Genomic DNA, 15,286 nt, shown 5'->3' with positions numbered 1-15,286 from the left:
CGCGCCGCCAGTTCAGGCTGCGGTCGGAAAAAGCCGATATTCCCCCGCCTGCCGTTGATGTCTGCAAAGATATTCGGATTCCAGGTCCTGGAGGCGAGATGCCCCTGCGATTATATGGGCCTCCGGCCGGAGGCGATGTGCTGCTGCCGGTCCTGGTCTTTTTTCACGGGGGTGGTTTTGTGCTGGGAGACCTGGATAGTCATGACTCGCTCTGCCGCACTCTCTGCCTCGCCGCCCAGTGTCTGGTGATCTCCGTGGATTATCGCCTGGCCCCCGAGCATCGCTACCCCGCTGCGGTTGAAGATGCAATGGCAGCCGTATCCTGGGTCATGAGTGAGATTGAACGTCATGGGGGAGATCGCGAACGGGTCGCCGTCGCCGGCGATAGTGCGGGCGGCACGCTGGCCGCGGTAGTGGCGCAGCAGTGTGATACATTTCGCCTGATATGCCAGGTATTGATCTATCCTTGCCTGGACCAGGGCGGCGAAGAGCTTGCGAAATGCTATCCATCCCGAGAGCGGTACCGGGAGGTATTTCCGGTTACGTCCGATACCATAAGATGGTTTTCACACCACTATTTCGGACATGAGAATACGCTTCTCGACCCCCTTGCCGCCCCTATCCAAAAACGCGACCTCAGCGGCTTGCCTCCCGCCCTGATCCTGACGGCCGGGCTCGATCCCCTGGTTGATGAGGGAAGGTGTTATGCCGAACGATTGCAACAGGCCGGCATTCCGGTTCAGTACCGCTGTTTCGAGGGCACTATTCACGGGTTTCTAAGTATGGGTGGGGTAATCTCGGCAGCGCATGTGGCGCTGCGGGAGATCTCGGCGGTGCTGCTCAGGGCATTTGATACCGCTCGGGATGCGAAAGCGCCATCCGCGCAAACCTGATATCGCCGAGGAATGGCTGGGTAACCACCCCCCCCTCGATACCGTTCAGCGGATAAAGAGTCTCCGGCGGTTTTCACTTTACTCGAGCAGACGAAAACGCTGAATTTTTCCAGTGGGGGTGCGGGGTAGTTCGTCGAAGAAAACAATATCACGCGGATATTTATAGGGTGCAATATTCTCCTTGACGAAATCCTGAATCGATTTAGCGGTTTGTGCACCTTCCAGTGCCGGATTTTTCAGCACCACGCAGGCGCGTACAAGCTTGCCTCGTTCACTATCTGGCACCCCCACCACCGCGCACTCGGCTACCAGCGGATGCTCCAGAATGCAGCGTTCCACTTCCAGGGGGGAGATGTTGTAACCAGATGAAACAATAATGTCGTCGGCGCGGTCGAGATACCAGAAATAACCATCTTCATCCTGCATGAACAGATCGCTGGGCACGTTCCAGCCATCACGAACAAATCCGCGCTGGCGGTCTTCGTCATCAAGATAACGACAGCCGGTGGGTCCTTTTATCGCGATAAGCCCACTGGTTCCGCGAGGTACTTCATTACCCAGTTGATCAATGATCTTGACCTTGAAGCCGGGCACTGCACGTCCAGCGGTACCGGGGCGATTGACAGCCACATCATCGGACAGGAAGTGCGACATGAACTCGGTTGCCCCGACGCCGTTGATAATCCTGACGCCGGTTTTTTCCAGCCACTTTTCCCAGAGAGGCAGTTGCAGATGCTCCCCGGCTGAACTGCACTGCCTCAGGCTGCTGGTGTCGTAATTGTCGATAATATTCAGCATGGCGTTAAAGGAGGTAGGTACCGCAAGCAAATTGGTTACCCGATGTTGTGCAATGGCCTGCAATATCAATTCCGGTTTGGGTGGGGTCAAAACCGCGCAGGCACGGTAACGCAGGGGGTAGAGAATGAAGGCCGCCAGTCCGTAAGTGAAGGCGAAGGTCGGCGATCCGCAAATTACATCATCGGCTTGAATACGATAAGTCAGTGGCACGCTGTCGCTGACAGCCAGAATATCCCGGTGAAACTGCGCGGCCGCCTTGGGTTGTCCAGTTGAGCCGGATGTAAATACGATCAATGCAACATCGTCGGCGGCCGTCTTGACGTTTTCAAAGGACGGCTGCTTTTCCGCTGTGCGGCGGTCCAGGTCGGCTTTTTCATCATTGTTCTGGCCGAGGGGGGAGAAGTAGCTCACCCGCTCAAGGCAGGGCGACAGGTCTTTGGCCTTTTCCATCTCGGAATCCAGGGAATACTCGCACAAAGCCAGGCGGATTTTGACCCGCTCGACTATGTAGGAAAGCTCCTTGGCGCGCAGCAGCGGCATGGTGGAGACGCAGATTCCGCCCGCCTTGAGTACCCCAAGCCAACAGGCTATGACCATGGGATTATTGGCCGAACGGAGTAACACCCTATTGCCCGGTTCCAGGCCATAATCTTCCACCAGGACGCGGGCAATACGCTCGGCCTGCTCCTTGAGCATGCTATAGGTCCAGGTCTCGCCCTGATGGATATAGGCAGGCTTATCCCCGGCTCCTTCCCTGATGGCATTGTCAAGTAGAACTTCAACAGCATTAATCTGATCGGGGTAATGGCTGAGATGGTCGGCAGAATAGTCGAATTCTGGCCAGTACTTCCTGGCAGGTAAAAGTGTGCGTGCGAAGGTGTCTGTATGCGCCGACGGGATACCACCGGGTAAATTCATAAATCCTCCATTCCTTTAGCCTGCTCAGGTGATTTGGGCTAGTCAAGCCATAGGGCCAGCGTGAGTTTTCCGTCACGCCCTGCCATCAGGGGGATAGATGGCGATGACGTGTATGGGAGTTTTCCAGCTATGCCAGTCTGTATTCGATCAGATACTGAATGATTACTCATTCATATCACCGGTGTCAATAACTGAATGAATGATCATTCATTTATTGGTGCAGAATAGTCAGTGATCACATAAGCTGTTTAGGTTACTGACGCATCAGGCAGCGATGTTGGCCTGACTCACAGATAATGGTTAAGTGCGGTGGGAAGGATACCAGGCGGGTTTCAGGTGGCGGGTGCCGATGGGATTGCTTCCGCGCAGTGGCAATCGGTATGAGTCCGAATCCGGCAGTGAAATAACCGGGGTTATGGATTTATGCGCAACGGCGGTCTAATCACCGCTCAGTCAACTACAGCGGTTTCCTGCCTTTTGCGGAATGCTCCCCGTCCTTTGCGCGGCGTCAGATATGGCTCTACCAACAGCTTTAATCCCTCATCTACGTACTGCTTCAGCGTATATTTGTCCCTGAAAGCCCAGTATTTGAGTGCCCAGGTATGACAATACATGACAAACTGATAGACAAGCAGGTCACTGTTGACTTCCCGGAAGTATCCTCCATCAATACATTCATTGATGCATCCGAGAATTATCTGATTTGAGCGCTGTTCGCCCGCCATGACATGTTTCCGGCCTGCCGGAGAGAGTGATTTGGTTGAGCGGTAGGCCAGCAGGGTGGCGTCTCGCAAGTTATCGACAATGGTACAGTAGGCCTCCACTGACTGACACAGACGGTCTACCGGGTCCTTCGCCCCGGCAATCCGTGTTGGGATTTCACGTTCGTAGGTATCCACCACATGCAGTAGTGCAAAACAGAGTACATCTTCTTTTTCACTGAAGTACTGGTATATCAAACCGCTGCTGATACCGGCAGTCTTGGCAATATCAAGAATAGTGGTGCGGTAGTAGCCCTTATCGGAAAACAGTTTTATGGCCGCTCCCAGAATCTGGGTTCTGCGCTCTTCAACCAGTTTGGGATCGGTGACAGTGCTGGCAAATTTTATGGGAGCTGACATGATTTTTTTGCACTCGAACGTTGATAAGGCGTCCTGATTATGCGATAGAGACTCGCATCGAACAAACCTTTTCTTCATGCCGGCCGGTGCTATATGACTTCGGTCAGGCATTTCTCATATTCTGCCCGGTATGTCGTCGCGACACCACCCAATAAATTGACTATTCATTCATTTGGCGGTATAAATCCAGGGCTTGGGACGCCTGTCAATCATGCCTTAACCCGCCACGAATCCATGTGCCGGTATGAATCACCACTGGCGCAACACAAGATAAAAGTGCGGCCGCACAATATGCGTCTTTTTGCCTTTCACGATTTCACCGAGCGGGACATTGAACGTGGCACGAGTTTATGAAATTGCCGGAATGATTCCGGTTATCGATCGCAGCGCTTTCGTACATCCGGATGCCGTAATCATTGGTGATGTTGTTATTGGTCCAGGCTGCTATATCGGTCCCTGCGCCTGTATCAGAGGTGATTTTGGACGCATTGAAATCGGAACCGGTGTCAATATACAAGACAATTGCGTGGTTCACTCATTCCCCGAAGTTACGGTGCGGATCGCGGATGACAGTCATATCGGGCATGGCGCGGTTATTCATGCCTGTGAAATCAAAAGGAACGCCCTGATCGGTATGAACTCGGTGATTATGGATAGGGCGGTGATCGGTGAAAATGCCTTCGTGGCTGCCATGGCGTTTGTCAAAGCCGGCATGCAGGTGGAGCCCAACACGCTGGTCGCCGGCATGCCGGCCAGAATGGTACGGACCCTTTCGGCACAGGAGTTGGAATGGAAAATACAAGGTACCGACAGCTACAAGCAGTTGGCGGTAAGGTCCATCAACTCGCTACGCCCTGTTGAGCCATTGGAAGTGGAGGAGCCGGGCCGAAAGGCTACCGATGAGCTGTCCGCAGCCCCCATGCCCCTGACGGATATAAAAAACCGCACGCCGAGCGAACCGGACTGAAAAATTTATCGGCAAGCTGCTTCCGTAGTTTTACCGGGTGTTTGACAAAACCGGCAGCGCAACCTAGAAAGGTTCAGGCAGAAGGGTACAATGCCGTACCTGCGCCGATGATGAATAATTGAATGTCCCAGAAAAATCTCAATAAGCTGTTTCGCCCCCGCTCACTGGCTGTCATTGGCGCCAGTAACCGGGAGGGTACCGTTGGCAACCTGGTCATGAGGAATCTGCTTAAGGCCGGTTTTTCGGGTCCGATTATGCCGGTAAATCCCAAATACCAGGCGGTTTACGGGGTCTACAGCTATGCCGATGTCGCAAGCCTGCCCATCGTCCCGGACCTCGCGGTAATCTGCACACCACCTCAACCGGTTCCCGAACTGATCGCCGAGTTGGGCGCATGGGGGACCCGTGCCGCTATCGTGATGACCAAGGGTCTGAATCGGGAGAAAACAGCTGCCGGCGTTGATTTGCAGCAGGCAATGCTGGATGCGGCGGCTCCCTACGAATTAAGGCTGCTGGGCGAGAATTCACTAGGTGTATTGGTTCCCGCCGCCAGGCTGAATGCGAGTTTTTCACACCTGAGCGCCTTGCCCGGCAAGATAGCCTTTGTGTCGCAGTCAGGTGCCATGTGTATGGCGGTACTGGACTGGGCATGCGCCCGTAATATCGGTTTTTCCCACTTCGTCTCGCTGGGAAGCAGTGTCGATGTCGATTTTGCCGATGTGATCGACTATCTGGGGAGCGATCCGAAAACCAGTTCGATTCTGCTGTATATGGAATCCGTTCACGATGGGCGACGTTTCATGTCGGCGGCGCGCGCCGCCGCGCGTAACAAGCCGGTTCTGGTTATCAAATCCGGACGCACTCCAGAGGGCGCTTCTGTGGTTGCGTCCCATTCCGGGATAATTACCGGTTCCGACGAGGTCTATGATGCAGCTATTCGTCGGGCCGGTATGCTCCGGGTGGACGATATCGACGAGCTGTTTGCCGGTGTCGAGTCACTGGCCAAGGCTGGCCGAATGCGAGGGGATAATCTGGCGATTCTCTGCAACGGCAGCAGCCTGGGGGTTATGGCAGTCGACGCCTTGAGCGCCAGTGGCGGCCATCTGGCAGATCTGTCCGAAGCAACTCTTGAGCAGCTGGATGCGATACTTCCCTCTCCCTGGTTGCGCAATAATCCGGTTGATATTTTTTCCAACGCCACGCGTGAACGCTATGAACGTGCCTACAAGGTGCTTGCCCAGGCGCCGGAAGTGGACATTATTCTGGTAATCCACGCTCCGGTGGCCACCTCGGACAGCATGGCGGCAGCCGAGGGAATTGTCAGTGCTTTCAAGGAAACGCCCTGCAGCCTTTTGACCTGCTGGGTTGGTGAGGCGACGGTCAAGCAGCCGCGCGAGTTATTTTCCCGTGAGGGCATCGCCACCTACAATACGCCAACCACCGCCGTCCAGGCATTTATGCACGGCATTCGTTACCGGCAGAATCAACGACTGCTGATGGAAACGCCGGAATCACTCACAAGTGCCTTTAAACCCGATGTCGAGGCGGCAAGGCGATTTGTTCGGCAGGCCCTGGATGAGCAGGGTGGAACGCCGCGGAATCATGACGCCAGCACGCTATTGGCCGCTTATGGCATCCGCTCGATGACTCCCGGTGGTGGACCAGGAGTCGGCACCTACGATCTGCTGATCAGCGTCAAGCACGATCCGGTTTTTGGCCCGGTCATTACGTTTGGTCAGGGTGGAAATGGCGCGCAGCGGACTGGCGATAGCGCGGTTTCCCTGCCTCCGCTGAACATGAGCCTCGCGCGAGATCTGATCTATCGAACCCGAATCGCACAACTTCTCAGCCACTCGTCCGCACAGCCGGTCGATATCATAAACGCTATTTGTCAGACATTGATCCAGGTGGCTCAGCTGATTATCGATATTCCGGAATTGTTGGAATTGGAAATCAATCCACTGGCGGTTAATGGCCATGAGGTGGTGGCACGGACAGCCCGGGTGATGCTGAAAACAGTAGATGCTGATTTTGCCCCGCGGCTGGCCATCCGTCCCTACCCCAAACATCTGGAAGAGACCTTTAAATTGACGGATGGCCGGGAGCTGTTGCTGCGGCCCATTCGACCGGAGGACGAGCCGAACCACTATAAATTGCTGAAAAAATCCACGGAGGAAGACCTGCGCTACCGATTTTTTGGTGAGCTGCAAAAATTGCGTCATTCACAGATGGCTCGCCTGACCCAGATCGATTACGATCGCGAGATGGCTTTTGTGGCGGTCTATGAGAAGGACGGCGAAAGTGAGACATTGGGTGTTGTCCGGACCGTTACCGATCCCAATAATGAGTCTGCGGAGTTTGCCATTCTGCTGGGCACGGGTCTGAAAGGAACGGGCTTGAGCGTCAAGTTGATGAGCAAGATGATCGACTATTGCCGTTCCCGGGGCACTACTGTCATGACGGGACAGATTCTCGCCGATAACTACCGCATGCTGGGATTGGCCAGGAAGATTGGATTTACCCTGACGCCAGTTCCCGGAGAAGGGATTGTTGAGGTGTCTCTCCTGCTGAACCCGTCTTCTGAAAAAGTGGCAAGTGATGCCTGATCTGCAAGCCAGGTCGCGTCGCTGCGCCGGTGTTTTGTGTGAGCTGAACGCCGTTGCTTTGTCGGACTTAGAGTAGCGGCGATTTCAGTGGCATCAACCGTCACCCCCATCGGATTCGATATCGGTCATGGGGACAATCAATACCGGTCGTTCACTGCGAAACAGCACCTGGTGGGCGGTTGAGCCCAGGACGATCTGACTGAATGCTGAGTGGGTTCGCGAACCCATCACGATCAGATCTGCATTGACATCTTTGGCGACCGCCAGAATACGGTCGACCGGCTTGCCCTCTTCTATACGACATTCCGGTCGGCCCTGGGAAAGTCCGTAGTCAGAAGATAACTCTTCCGCCGCAAACTTGTCGATCCGGCCGTTGATCACCTCGCAGATTTTAGCCACGCTTTTTGAACGCATTACGTCCAGCTGGTCGTCACTCACATAGCTGTTCAATATCATTTCCGCTGTCCGGCCCGGTGGCTCGATCACATGCAGGAAAATCAGCCGTGCCTGGTTGGTTTGTGCCAGACCTACCGCCATTTTAAATCCCTTGCGCATGTTTGGACCAAAATCGGAGGCGTAAACAATGCAATTGATTTTTTTCAGCATATTGGAGTCTCCTTTGCCGGTGGCACCCCGTCCACCGATGGGTCTATTGGATATGTCAAATCAGTGCCAGTGCCAGCGCCGGGAACAGGATAAGCAGCGCAAGGCGTACCAGGTCCGATAGAACAAAGGGCAGTACGCCTTTGAAAATCTGGCCGATGGGTATCTCAAGCGCCACGCTTTTGATTACGAATACATTCATCCCCACGGGTGGGGTAATCAGTCCCAGTTCCACCGTAATTACCGCCACGATACCGAACCAGATTGGGTCAAATCCGGCGGTGACGATTAGCGGGAACACCACCGGTACGGTCAATAACAGCATCGCCAGGCTGTCCATTACACATCCCAGCAGAATGAACAGCAAGAGAACGGCAGCCAGTACAGCGTAGGGAGGCAGGCCCATGCTGCCTACCAGCTCCGCCAGGTAGAAGGAGATCCGTGATACCGAAAGGAAATAGCCGAAGATTTCGGCACCGATAATCATGAAGAAAATCATGGCCGAGAGTTTCAGGGTTTCATCCACTGCCTCGATAAAACCGGTCAGTCGCATGCCGCGTAGCAATGCGATAACCATCGATACGAAGGCGCCGATCGCCGCAGCCTCGGTGGGGGTGAAAATTCCCAGGTAGATGCCGCCAATAATAATAGCGAAGACCAGAAAAAATGGGCCGAAACCTGCCAGGCCGGCAATCTTCTGTCGCCAGGTGGTGGGATCTCCGGGCCTTGCCAGGGCGGGGTTGCGGTGCACCAGGATTGCGATTGTGGCGCAATAGAGAAGGAGCCCCAACAGGCCGGGAATTACCCCCGCCATAAACATTTTACCCACGGACTGTTCGGTGATCAGGGCATAAAGAAGCAGCGCGATGCTGGGAGGGATCATGATCCCCAGGGTGCCGCCGGCCGCCAGGGTTCCGGCCGCCAGCGAGTTGGCATAGCCGTGTTTCTTCATCTCCGGGAGTGCTACCCTGGACATGCTGGCCGCGGTGGCCACGGAGGAGCCGGAGATGGCGGAGAATATGCCACAGGCACTGACCGACGCCAGTGCCATACCGCCGCGCCAACCGCCAAACAGCATTCGGGCCGCATGGAACAGTTCCGTGGACATGCGCGCCTTGGAAGCAAATACCCCCATCAGGATGAACATGGGAATAGGGCTGAAACCGTAGTTGCTCAGGGTTTCATAGGGACCGGATTCCAGGATGGACAGGGCAGGATCGAAGGCGACGATCCAGGTAAAGCCGATCAGTCCGGTCGCCGCCATGGCCAGGGCAATAGGGCAGCGCAGGGCAATAAATACCAGCATGCCTGCCATACAGAGCAATCCAATTACGGGCGGGCTCATCGGTGCTCTCCTTCTGCTGTCTGGTCATGCTCAGCCTTCGGGGAGGTGGGCTGGCCGGATGGAACCTTGCGGGTTGTCAGCCCGCGGATCCCAACCAACAGGCTGCGCAATCCCAGAATGAAGGTGGCCGCAACCACCAGCAGATAGATGTCAGACAGCGGCAGCAACAGATCCTGGGAGGTTTCCATGGTCTCCAATGCTGCCGTGTAGGCATGATAAAAGCGCCAGCTCATGGCCAGCCACAAGGCCGCAAAAGCCAGGGTGTAGAGGCCATTCACCAGTCGCTCGGTGGCCTTTGACATGTTCTGGGTAAACAGGTCCACCACTACCTGGCCCTTGTCGACACAATGCGGGAGTGAAAACAGGATGCAGAGCAGAAGGCCAAAACTAACCAGCTCGATACCGCCGAGAAAAGTCAGATCCCAATGCCCGTCACTGACATCAAAGAGTGCACGGGTGGCCACATCAACCACCACTATCGCCATCATCGAGATGAGCAGCAAGCCGCTCATCCGATGCATCCATAGCGCCACCGAGTCGACTGCTTTATAAAGCATTCGCATGGCGGACCCTTCTAGTTACGGCAGTTTTTTGACAGCGCTGGAATCTTTTCATAGATGCTGCGGGCAGTCGCGCCATTTTGGGACAGGTAGTTCTCAGTAGCCTGCTCCAGCACTCCTTTCCAGGCTGGATTCTCCACTCCGCCCTCAATGGTGGTGATGGTATGCCCCAGCTCTTTAGCCTGTGCCAGACCCACTTTATCCTGTTCATCCATCAGCTGGCCGGTTTTGACGGCCCAGGCGAGTCCGGAATTTTTATCGATTACCTGGCGCAGGTCTGCAGGCATGCTCTCATAGGTGCCCTTGTTCATGGTGACGACAAAGGCCAGTGTATAAAGGTTGATGTCCGTGTGATTGTCTGCCAATTCATTCAGGCGGAAGGATTTGACTCCTTCCCAGGGCAGGGTTGCGCCATCGATCACGCCACGGGACATGGACTGATAGATCTGCGGTGCCGGCATTCCCACCGGCTGACTACCCAACCCGGTCAACAGATCGGCCACCACAGCAGTGGGGCGGCGAATACGCAGGCCTTTCAAATCTTCCGGTGTTTTCACCGCTGTGCCTTTGGTGTGAATCATGCCAGGGCCGTGGGTAAACACAAACAAGGGATGGGTCTCTGAATACTCATCGGCGATATCGCCCTGGTCTAGCAGGGTCTGGAATACACAGGAGCCCAGCGCGCCGCTTTCAGCAATACCGGGAAGTTCGATGACCTGGCTCAGGGGGAACCGGTTGGCGGTATAGCCCTGGACAGTGGCGCCCACGTCGGCAATGCTGCTGACTACGGCATCATATATTTTAGGTGCCTTGGCCAGCGTCTGAGAGGGATACATCTCGACCTTGATGCGGCCGTTGGAATCTTTTTCAACGGCATCGCCCCAGGCCTGGAACTGTTGGGACATGCCGGCCTGCGGAGGCCAGAAGTGAGCAAAGCGCAGATTGAATTCAGCTGCTGCCTGAGCGTTTTGTATCGGTGCGACCAGGCCGATAGTTGCTGCTATAAGTACAGAAGTAATGCGTTTCATAAATTCTCCTCATGTATTTTTGATTTGATTTACCCGCACAATATTCAGGTTGAGACAGCTTCCTGGATCGAGGTATTACATCAAATGAATGAATAGCCATTCACTTTCATGTGGCAAGGTAGCACAGAAGTTGACTGAATAGCTATTCATTTTGCTTTGTGATTTATTCGAGAGGTTCCTGCAATAGCTGTTGGTTGCTGCGTGTTACTGCTTTTAGCGAATCTGCTTGCGGCTGATCATCGGTGCACAGCAATCACTTAAATCACGGTCAGGATTGCCCGAGGCGGCCCGCTCGGATGGTATTGATGTTGGCTACGCTTGCTGGATTGTCTGGGGCCTTGCAAAAAAACGGACTAACTATAGAGAGTCGATCAGTATTTTATTTGATTATGATAAAGCTGGATTTGATGGAATGACGCAGGGCCGACTGGTTTCACAAAAGTAGCCCTGCGGCGTTTTCAAGATGATGTTCTGCATCTTCTACCCACTGTCGAATGGCCTCCTGATTTTCCGGCCCGGGATCGCTATTGTGCCGATGCATCTCCAGTAGCGTCTTGCGCAGCTGGTAGATGGACTCCAGTAGCAGCTCTTCCAGCTCGATAAAGGTTGCCGGGTCATTGTCGATCATCTGCAGGGTGGCTTCTGTATTGTGCAGATCGAATCCGGCGCGTCGCATGGTTTGCTGTATTTTTTCCATGGCCGGGCCCAGCAGGCAGGGGCTGGTTCTGCCCGAACCGGATTCCAGCGAGTCGGTGATTGTCTCCGCGCCGATGACCAGTTTGGACACCAGCCTGAACAGGCTAATGATGTTTTCATCTCTGGCTTCGGCCTGTCTGGGAGGGTTCTGGCTCTGAAACAGGTGGAGCGCATTAAGAAATATCCCCACCGGTTGCGGGTCCAACGCATCCAGGTTGGTCTTGATAATGGTACTGAGCTGCCTGAGTGAGTATTTTTTCAATGCCCCCATGGCCAGTTCGGTGAACGAGAGCAGGCGGCCGGCGCGACTTATTGTGGTGGCGCTCAGTCGGTGCGGATAACCGCTGCCGTCGAGACGCTCATGGTGTTCCCGTACGCTACGGCTGACATGGGGTTTGTAAGCTGGAAACTGTTCCAGAATCATTGCGCCGATAACCGGATGGCTGCGCACCTGCTGCCAGTAGTCCAGATTCAGATTCTGCTCGAGGGGCAGGTTGCTGATACCCAGATGCAACTCTCCCAGGTCGTGCAGCATGCCGGCGGTGGCCAACACCTCCAGTTCCTTTTCCGGCAAGCCCAGTTGTTCGCCAATAATGGTGATTGCCAATGCGACGCGCAGGCTATGCTCCAACAGTTCAGGATGGAGTTTTTGTGCCACGGTCAGCTTGTTCTGTATCGGCGTCTCCAGATGGATTCTTGAACAACTTTGTCTGATGAAGCCCTCGCCACGCATCATTCGAAGGAGTGTACCCATCTCGGATTCGCGTGCCATCAGTTCGCACCCCAGGCGGGTCAGGGTGTGATGGTCCACCGCATCCTCGATGCGGGTGGTGAAGTCGATCGGTTTGAGCAGTTTATGGCTGAGCAGGCGTTTGATAACCTGCCGGTTAAGCGTGGCGCCTTTGGGTAGTAGTCTGGCGCCGTCCGCGGACTGGATATGTTCGGTGCAGACCACTGTCTGCATTTCACCCAGTTCGGCAACCTGTTGCAGGTAATTGGATTCCGGGATGTTCACCTGGCCAATCCCGATAGATCTATTGTTTTGGCCAGGTTAATCATGTGATTTGGACCATGTAATGAATTCCGCTTGCGGCATCGGTCTGGCGATATGGTAGCCCTGTATGATGTCACAGCCAAGCTCAATCAGCTGTTGCTGCGTCAGTGCTGTCTCCACGCCCTCGGCAACGATATCCAGCCGCAGTTTTCTGGCCATCTGGACAATGGTACTGACGATGTGCCGGTCCAGGTCATTGTCCAGGATATTTACAATGAAGGAACGGTCAATCTTCAGCTCATCGGCCGGTAGCTGTTTGAAATAGGCGAGTGAAGAGTAGCCGGTGCCGAAATCGTCAATGGAGATGCGTATGCCGTAGGACTGCAGCCTTTTCAGTATGTCCGCACTGAGGGCAATGTCCTTCATCAGTGACCCTTCCGTGATCTCCAGGGTCAATACCTCAGGAGGCGTGTCCCAGATGCCGATGGCACCGAGCACCGATTTGATGAATCGCTCATCGGTCAGATCCAGGGCCGAAATATTTACCGCGACAGAAAGGCTGCTGGCCGGTTTCCCCCACTCTATGCGTTCCCGCAGGGCGGTATTGATACACCACCAGGTCAGTTTCGGCATGATGCCCATGTTTTCCGCCACCGGGATAAACCGGTCTGGAGGGATCATGCCGTGAACCGGATGCTGCCAGCGCATCAGTGCTTCCGCACCCAGCAGACGACCATCGCGGGATGATATCTTCGGCTGGTAGTGAAGGCTCAGCTGATTATTAGCGATGGCGTTGTCCAGATCGCCTTCGATATCCCAATCGGTGACGATCGACTCCAGGTCGTCGTGGCTGTAAATCTGATAGGGTGTTTGGGTGATCTCCGACGCCAGACTGGCAATCTCGGCATAACGTAACAGCTGTTCAGGGTCGCAGCTATGCTCCGGTGATAGCGCCATGCCGATGGAAAAGGGGAATTTGCGTTCTTTTTTGCTGATCTCGATGGGTGTACCGAGAATATCCGCCAACTTGTTGGCGGCGAGCACGGCGTGACCGCGGTTCAGCAGTCCTGAAATCAGCACGGCCAGCTCAAACCGCCCGGATCGCAGTATGCGGTCATCAGGGCGAATCGCGCATTCCAGTTGCTGGATCAGGTCATGCATGATCTGCTCTGAAAGCCGGGAGCCGAAGATGTTGCCAATGCGTCTCAGGCCATGCAGGCTGATCAGCATCAGCGCACTATTCGCCGTTGCCGATGTGGTCAACTTTCCCAGCTGGTCAAGCAGTTGCAGGGGAGGTGAGATGGATGGTTCCACGGATCTCCGGCTTAAAAGTAGTAGAGGCTTTGATCCAGTGCATAGGCACCCGGTGGCAGTCCTCTGGCAATAGTGAGTGTGTCGGCATGGTCGTCCTCCAGGCCGGCGCGCAGATCAACTTCATAAAACTCGTCCAATAGCTGCTTGTCCCCGTCGAGCAGGATCATGACCTGTGGCCGCAGGCGGAAATGTTCGTTCTGGCTGATCACCACGCCGACCGTGCCGTCACTCAGTTGCACCAGACTGCCGACCGGATAGATGCCCACCACCTGGATGAACTGTTCCACCAGTTCAGTCTGGAAATCGATGCCGCGCCATTGGTACAGGTTCTCAATCGCCTCGTAGGCGGGTATCGGCTTGCAATAGGGGCGATAGGATGTGATGGCGTCATAGGCATCCACGATTCCGGCGATACGTCCGAACAGCGGTATCTGATTGCCTGTCAGACCCAGGGGATAGCCGCTGCCGTTGTGCCGTTCATGATGGGTGCGAATCATCTCAAGCACCAGCTTCTCCACGCCGCTGGTCTGTTTTATCAGATCGAGTCCCAACAGCACATGCTGTTTCACCGTATCAAACTCGTCACTGGTCAGGCGGCGCGTGGAGTTCAGCAGATCCCTGGGCAGTTTGGTCTTACCGATATCAAACAGAAAACAGCCGGTTGCCAGTGAGTTGAGCTGGGATACCGGCAAACCCAGGTGACGACCGAAGGCGACGGCCCAGACCGAACAACTGAGTGCATGGTGATAGCTGTAGCTGTCCAGGCTTTTCAGGTGGGTTAGCCAGATGTAGGCATCCGGGTTGCGCACGATGCTCTCCACCATGGGTTCGATGGCGCTTTTCAGCACCGGCAGACTGATCTGGCGGTCGTGTTCGGCATCGTGCAGCAGGGTCTGGTAAGTGGTTTCCACCTCCGTGTAGTGGGATTGGGCGCTGGCTATCTCCTCCTCCCGGGAGGCGGTTTTCTTGTAGGGTATCCGGCTGCGCCGGGTCAGTTCATAAATCTGTGCCGCATCGGATGCCTGGTTGATATGTTCGTTCTGGCTCAGGATCTGCTTGGAGATTGAGTTTATTTTGCTCTTGATGACATCCACATAGACCCAGTCGCAGAACTGTTGCAGCTCTAGCCGGTCTTCTGCGGATCTGATGTGGAATCCCTGGATGGGGTAAGGCGTTTCCAGCCAGGGGCGATCGAGACTGGATACGAACATACCCGGTTGCAGGTCACTGACCCGGACTTTAAGGACGGTTATCGGCATTGAGCTGCACAAGCCTGATGGGGTTTACCTAAACAGTATCCAGGGCACATGCCCTGGGGGTTTCGGGTGACACGTCAGCGCATCGCTACGGTATCGGTCATCTTAACAACGAAGCCGCTTCCGCTCACGTATTTCATGTCGGCCATCTTGGTCAGAACTTTATTCGCCATCCCTGTACCGCGAA

Annotated in this window: 13 protein-coding genes; 4 read left to right on the top strand and 9 right to left on the bottom strand. The window is 54.9% G+C overall.

Going from position 1 to position 15,286, the window contains the following annotated elements:
* The first annotated feature begins 98 nt into the window (after positions 1-98).
* A complete protein-coding gene (locus ACHZBF_RS16550) occupies positions 99-893 on the top strand; it encodes an alpha/beta hydrolase (RefSeq protein ID WP_321529048.1) in 795 nt (264 codons plus the stop codon).
* A 78-nt stretch (positions 894-971) separates the two neighbouring features.
* Here ACHZBF_RS16550 and ACHZBF_RS16545 read toward each other — a convergent pair whose 3' ends face one another.
* Positions 972-2,609: an AMP-binding protein gene (locus ACHZBF_RS16545; RefSeq protein ID WP_321529047.1), complete on the bottom strand. Its 1,638-nt coding sequence runs from the start codon at positions 2,607-2,609 to the stop codon at positions 972-974.
* A 449-nt stretch (positions 2,610-3,058) separates the two neighbouring features.
* Positions 3,059-3,730 (bottom strand): TetR/AcrR family transcriptional regulator, encoded by a 672-nt coding sequence (locus ACHZBF_RS16540; RefSeq protein WP_273440190.1) that lies wholly within the window; start codon positions 3,728-3,730, stop codon positions 3,059-3,061.
* Positions 3,731-4,067: 337 nt separating this feature from the next.
* Between ACHZBF_RS16540 and ACHZBF_RS16535 the strand changes: the two genes are divergently transcribed.
* Both ACHZBF_RS16535 and ACHZBF_RS16530 read left to right on the top strand, forming a co-directional pair.
* A complete protein-coding gene (locus ACHZBF_RS16535) occupies positions 4,068-4,697 on the top strand; it encodes an acyltransferase (RefSeq protein ID WP_273440189.1) in 630 nt (209 codons plus the stop codon).
* A 122-nt stretch (positions 4,698-4,819) separates the two neighbouring features.
* Entirely contained in the window at positions 4,820-7,303 is a 2,484-nt protein-coding gene (locus tag ACHZBF_RS16530) for a bifunctional acetate--CoA ligase family protein/GNAT family N-acetyltransferase (RefSeq protein WP_321529046.1), read from the top strand.
* A gap of 93 nt (positions 7,304-7,396) precedes the next feature.
* Here the strand turns inward: ACHZBF_RS16530 and ACHZBF_RS16525 are convergent, their stop codons facing one another.
* The 4 genes from ACHZBF_RS16525 to ACHZBF_RS16510 are packed head-to-tail and all read right to left on the bottom strand — an operon-like array spanning position 7,397 to position 10,839.
* The gene (locus ACHZBF_RS16525) at positions 7,397-7,909 is read right to left on the bottom strand and encodes a universal stress protein (RefSeq protein WP_029132333.1); all 513 of its coding nucleotides are present in this window, start codon (positions 7,907-7,909) and stop codon (positions 7,397-7,399) included.
* A 55-nt stretch (positions 7,910-7,964) separates the two neighbouring features.
* Positions 7,965-9,251: a TRAP transporter large permease gene (locus tag ACHZBF_RS16520; RefSeq protein WP_273440185.1), complete on the bottom strand. Its 1,287-nt coding sequence runs from the start codon at positions 9,249-9,251 to the stop codon at positions 7,965-7,967.
* Positions 9,248-9,808 (bottom strand): TRAP transporter small permease, encoded by a 561-nt coding sequence (locus ACHZBF_RS16515; RefSeq protein WP_321529045.1) that lies wholly within the window; start codon positions 9,806-9,808, stop codon positions 9,248-9,250. The genes ACHZBF_RS16520 and ACHZBF_RS16515 overlap by 4 nt, the downstream gene beginning before the upstream one ends.
* Positions 9,809-9,825: 17 nt before the next feature.
* A complete protein-coding gene (locus ACHZBF_RS16510) occupies positions 9,826-10,839 on the bottom strand; it encodes a TRAP transporter substrate-binding protein (RefSeq protein WP_321529044.1) in 1,014 nt (337 codons plus the stop codon).
* A gap of 226 nt (positions 10,840-11,065) precedes the next feature.
* Here ACHZBF_RS16510 and ACHZBF_RS16505 point away from each other — a divergent pair, with 226 nt between their 5' ends.
* The gene (locus ACHZBF_RS16505) at positions 11,066-11,284 is read left to right on the top strand and encodes a hypothetical protein (RefSeq protein ID WP_321529043.1); all 219 of its coding nucleotides are present in this window, start codon (positions 11,066-11,068) and stop codon (positions 11,282-11,284) included.
* Here the strand turns inward: ACHZBF_RS16505 and ACHZBF_RS16500 are convergent.
* From ACHZBF_RS16500 to ACHZBF_RS16490, 3 genes are read right to left on the bottom strand one after another with little or no spacing between them, the layout of a single operon-like run.
* The gene (locus ACHZBF_RS16500) at positions 11,273-12,550 is read right to left on the bottom strand and encodes an HD-GYP domain-containing protein (protein ID WP_273440178.1); all 1,278 of its coding nucleotides are present in this window, start codon (positions 12,548-12,550) and stop codon (positions 11,273-11,275) included. The genes ACHZBF_RS16505 and ACHZBF_RS16500 overlap by 12 nt on opposite strands.
* 36 nt (positions 12,551-12,586) lie before the next feature.
* Positions 12,587-13,843: a putative bifunctional diguanylate cyclase/phosphodiesterase gene (locus ACHZBF_RS16495; RefSeq protein ID WP_321529042.1), complete on the bottom strand. Its 1,257-nt coding sequence runs from the start codon at positions 13,841-13,843 to the stop codon at positions 12,587-12,589.
* A gap of 11 nt (positions 13,844-13,854) precedes the next feature.
* A complete protein-coding gene (locus ACHZBF_RS16490) occupies positions 13,855-15,102 on the bottom strand; it encodes an HD-GYP domain-containing protein (RefSeq protein WP_321529041.1) in 1,248 nt (415 codons plus the stop codon).
* Between the last annotated feature and the right edge of the window lie 184 nt (positions 15,103-15,286).

Source organism: Sedimenticola selenatireducens, assembly GCF_963675335.2.
Taxonomy (GTDB): Bacteria; Pseudomonadota; Gammaproteobacteria; order Chromatiales; family Chromatiaceae; genus Sedimenticola; species Sedimenticola selenatireducens.
This window is presented reverse-complemented; position numbering and strand designations above follow the sequence as displayed.

Coding starts and splice junctions, on each gene's coding strand:
- ACHZBF_RS16550 (WP_321529048.1), top strand. CDS start 99: ATGCCCCTGCGATTATATGGGCCTCCGGCCGGAGGCGATGTGCTGCTG.
- ACHZBF_RS16545 (WP_321529047.1), bottom strand. CDS start 2,609: ATGAATTTACCCGGTGGTATCCCGTCGGCGCATACAGACACCTTCGCA.
- ACHZBF_RS16540 (WP_273440190.1), bottom strand. CDS start 3,730: ATGTCAGCTCCCATAAAATTTGCCAGCACTGTCACCGATCCCAAACTG.
- ACHZBF_RS16530 (WP_321529046.1), top strand. CDS start 4,820: ATGTCCCAGAAAAATCTCAATAAGCTGTTTCGCCCCCGCTCACTGGCT.
- ACHZBF_RS16525 (WP_029132333.1), bottom strand. CDS start 7,909: ATGCTGAAAAAAATCAATTGCATTGTTTACGCCTCCGATTTTGGTCCA.
- ACHZBF_RS16520 (WP_273440185.1), bottom strand. CDS start 9,251: ATGAGCCCGCCCGTAATTGGATTGCTCTGTATGGCAGGCATGCTGGTA.
- ACHZBF_RS16515 (WP_321529045.1), bottom strand. CDS start 9,808: ATGCTTTATAAAGCAGTCGACTCGGTGGCGCTATGGATGCATCGGATG.
- ACHZBF_RS16510 (WP_321529044.1), bottom strand. CDS start 10,839: ATGAAACGCATTACTTCTGTACTTATAGCAGCAACTATCGGCCTGGTC.
- ACHZBF_RS16490 (WP_321529041.1), bottom strand. CDS start 15,102: ATGCCGATAACCGTCCTTAAAGTCCGGGTCAGTGACCTGCAACCGGGT.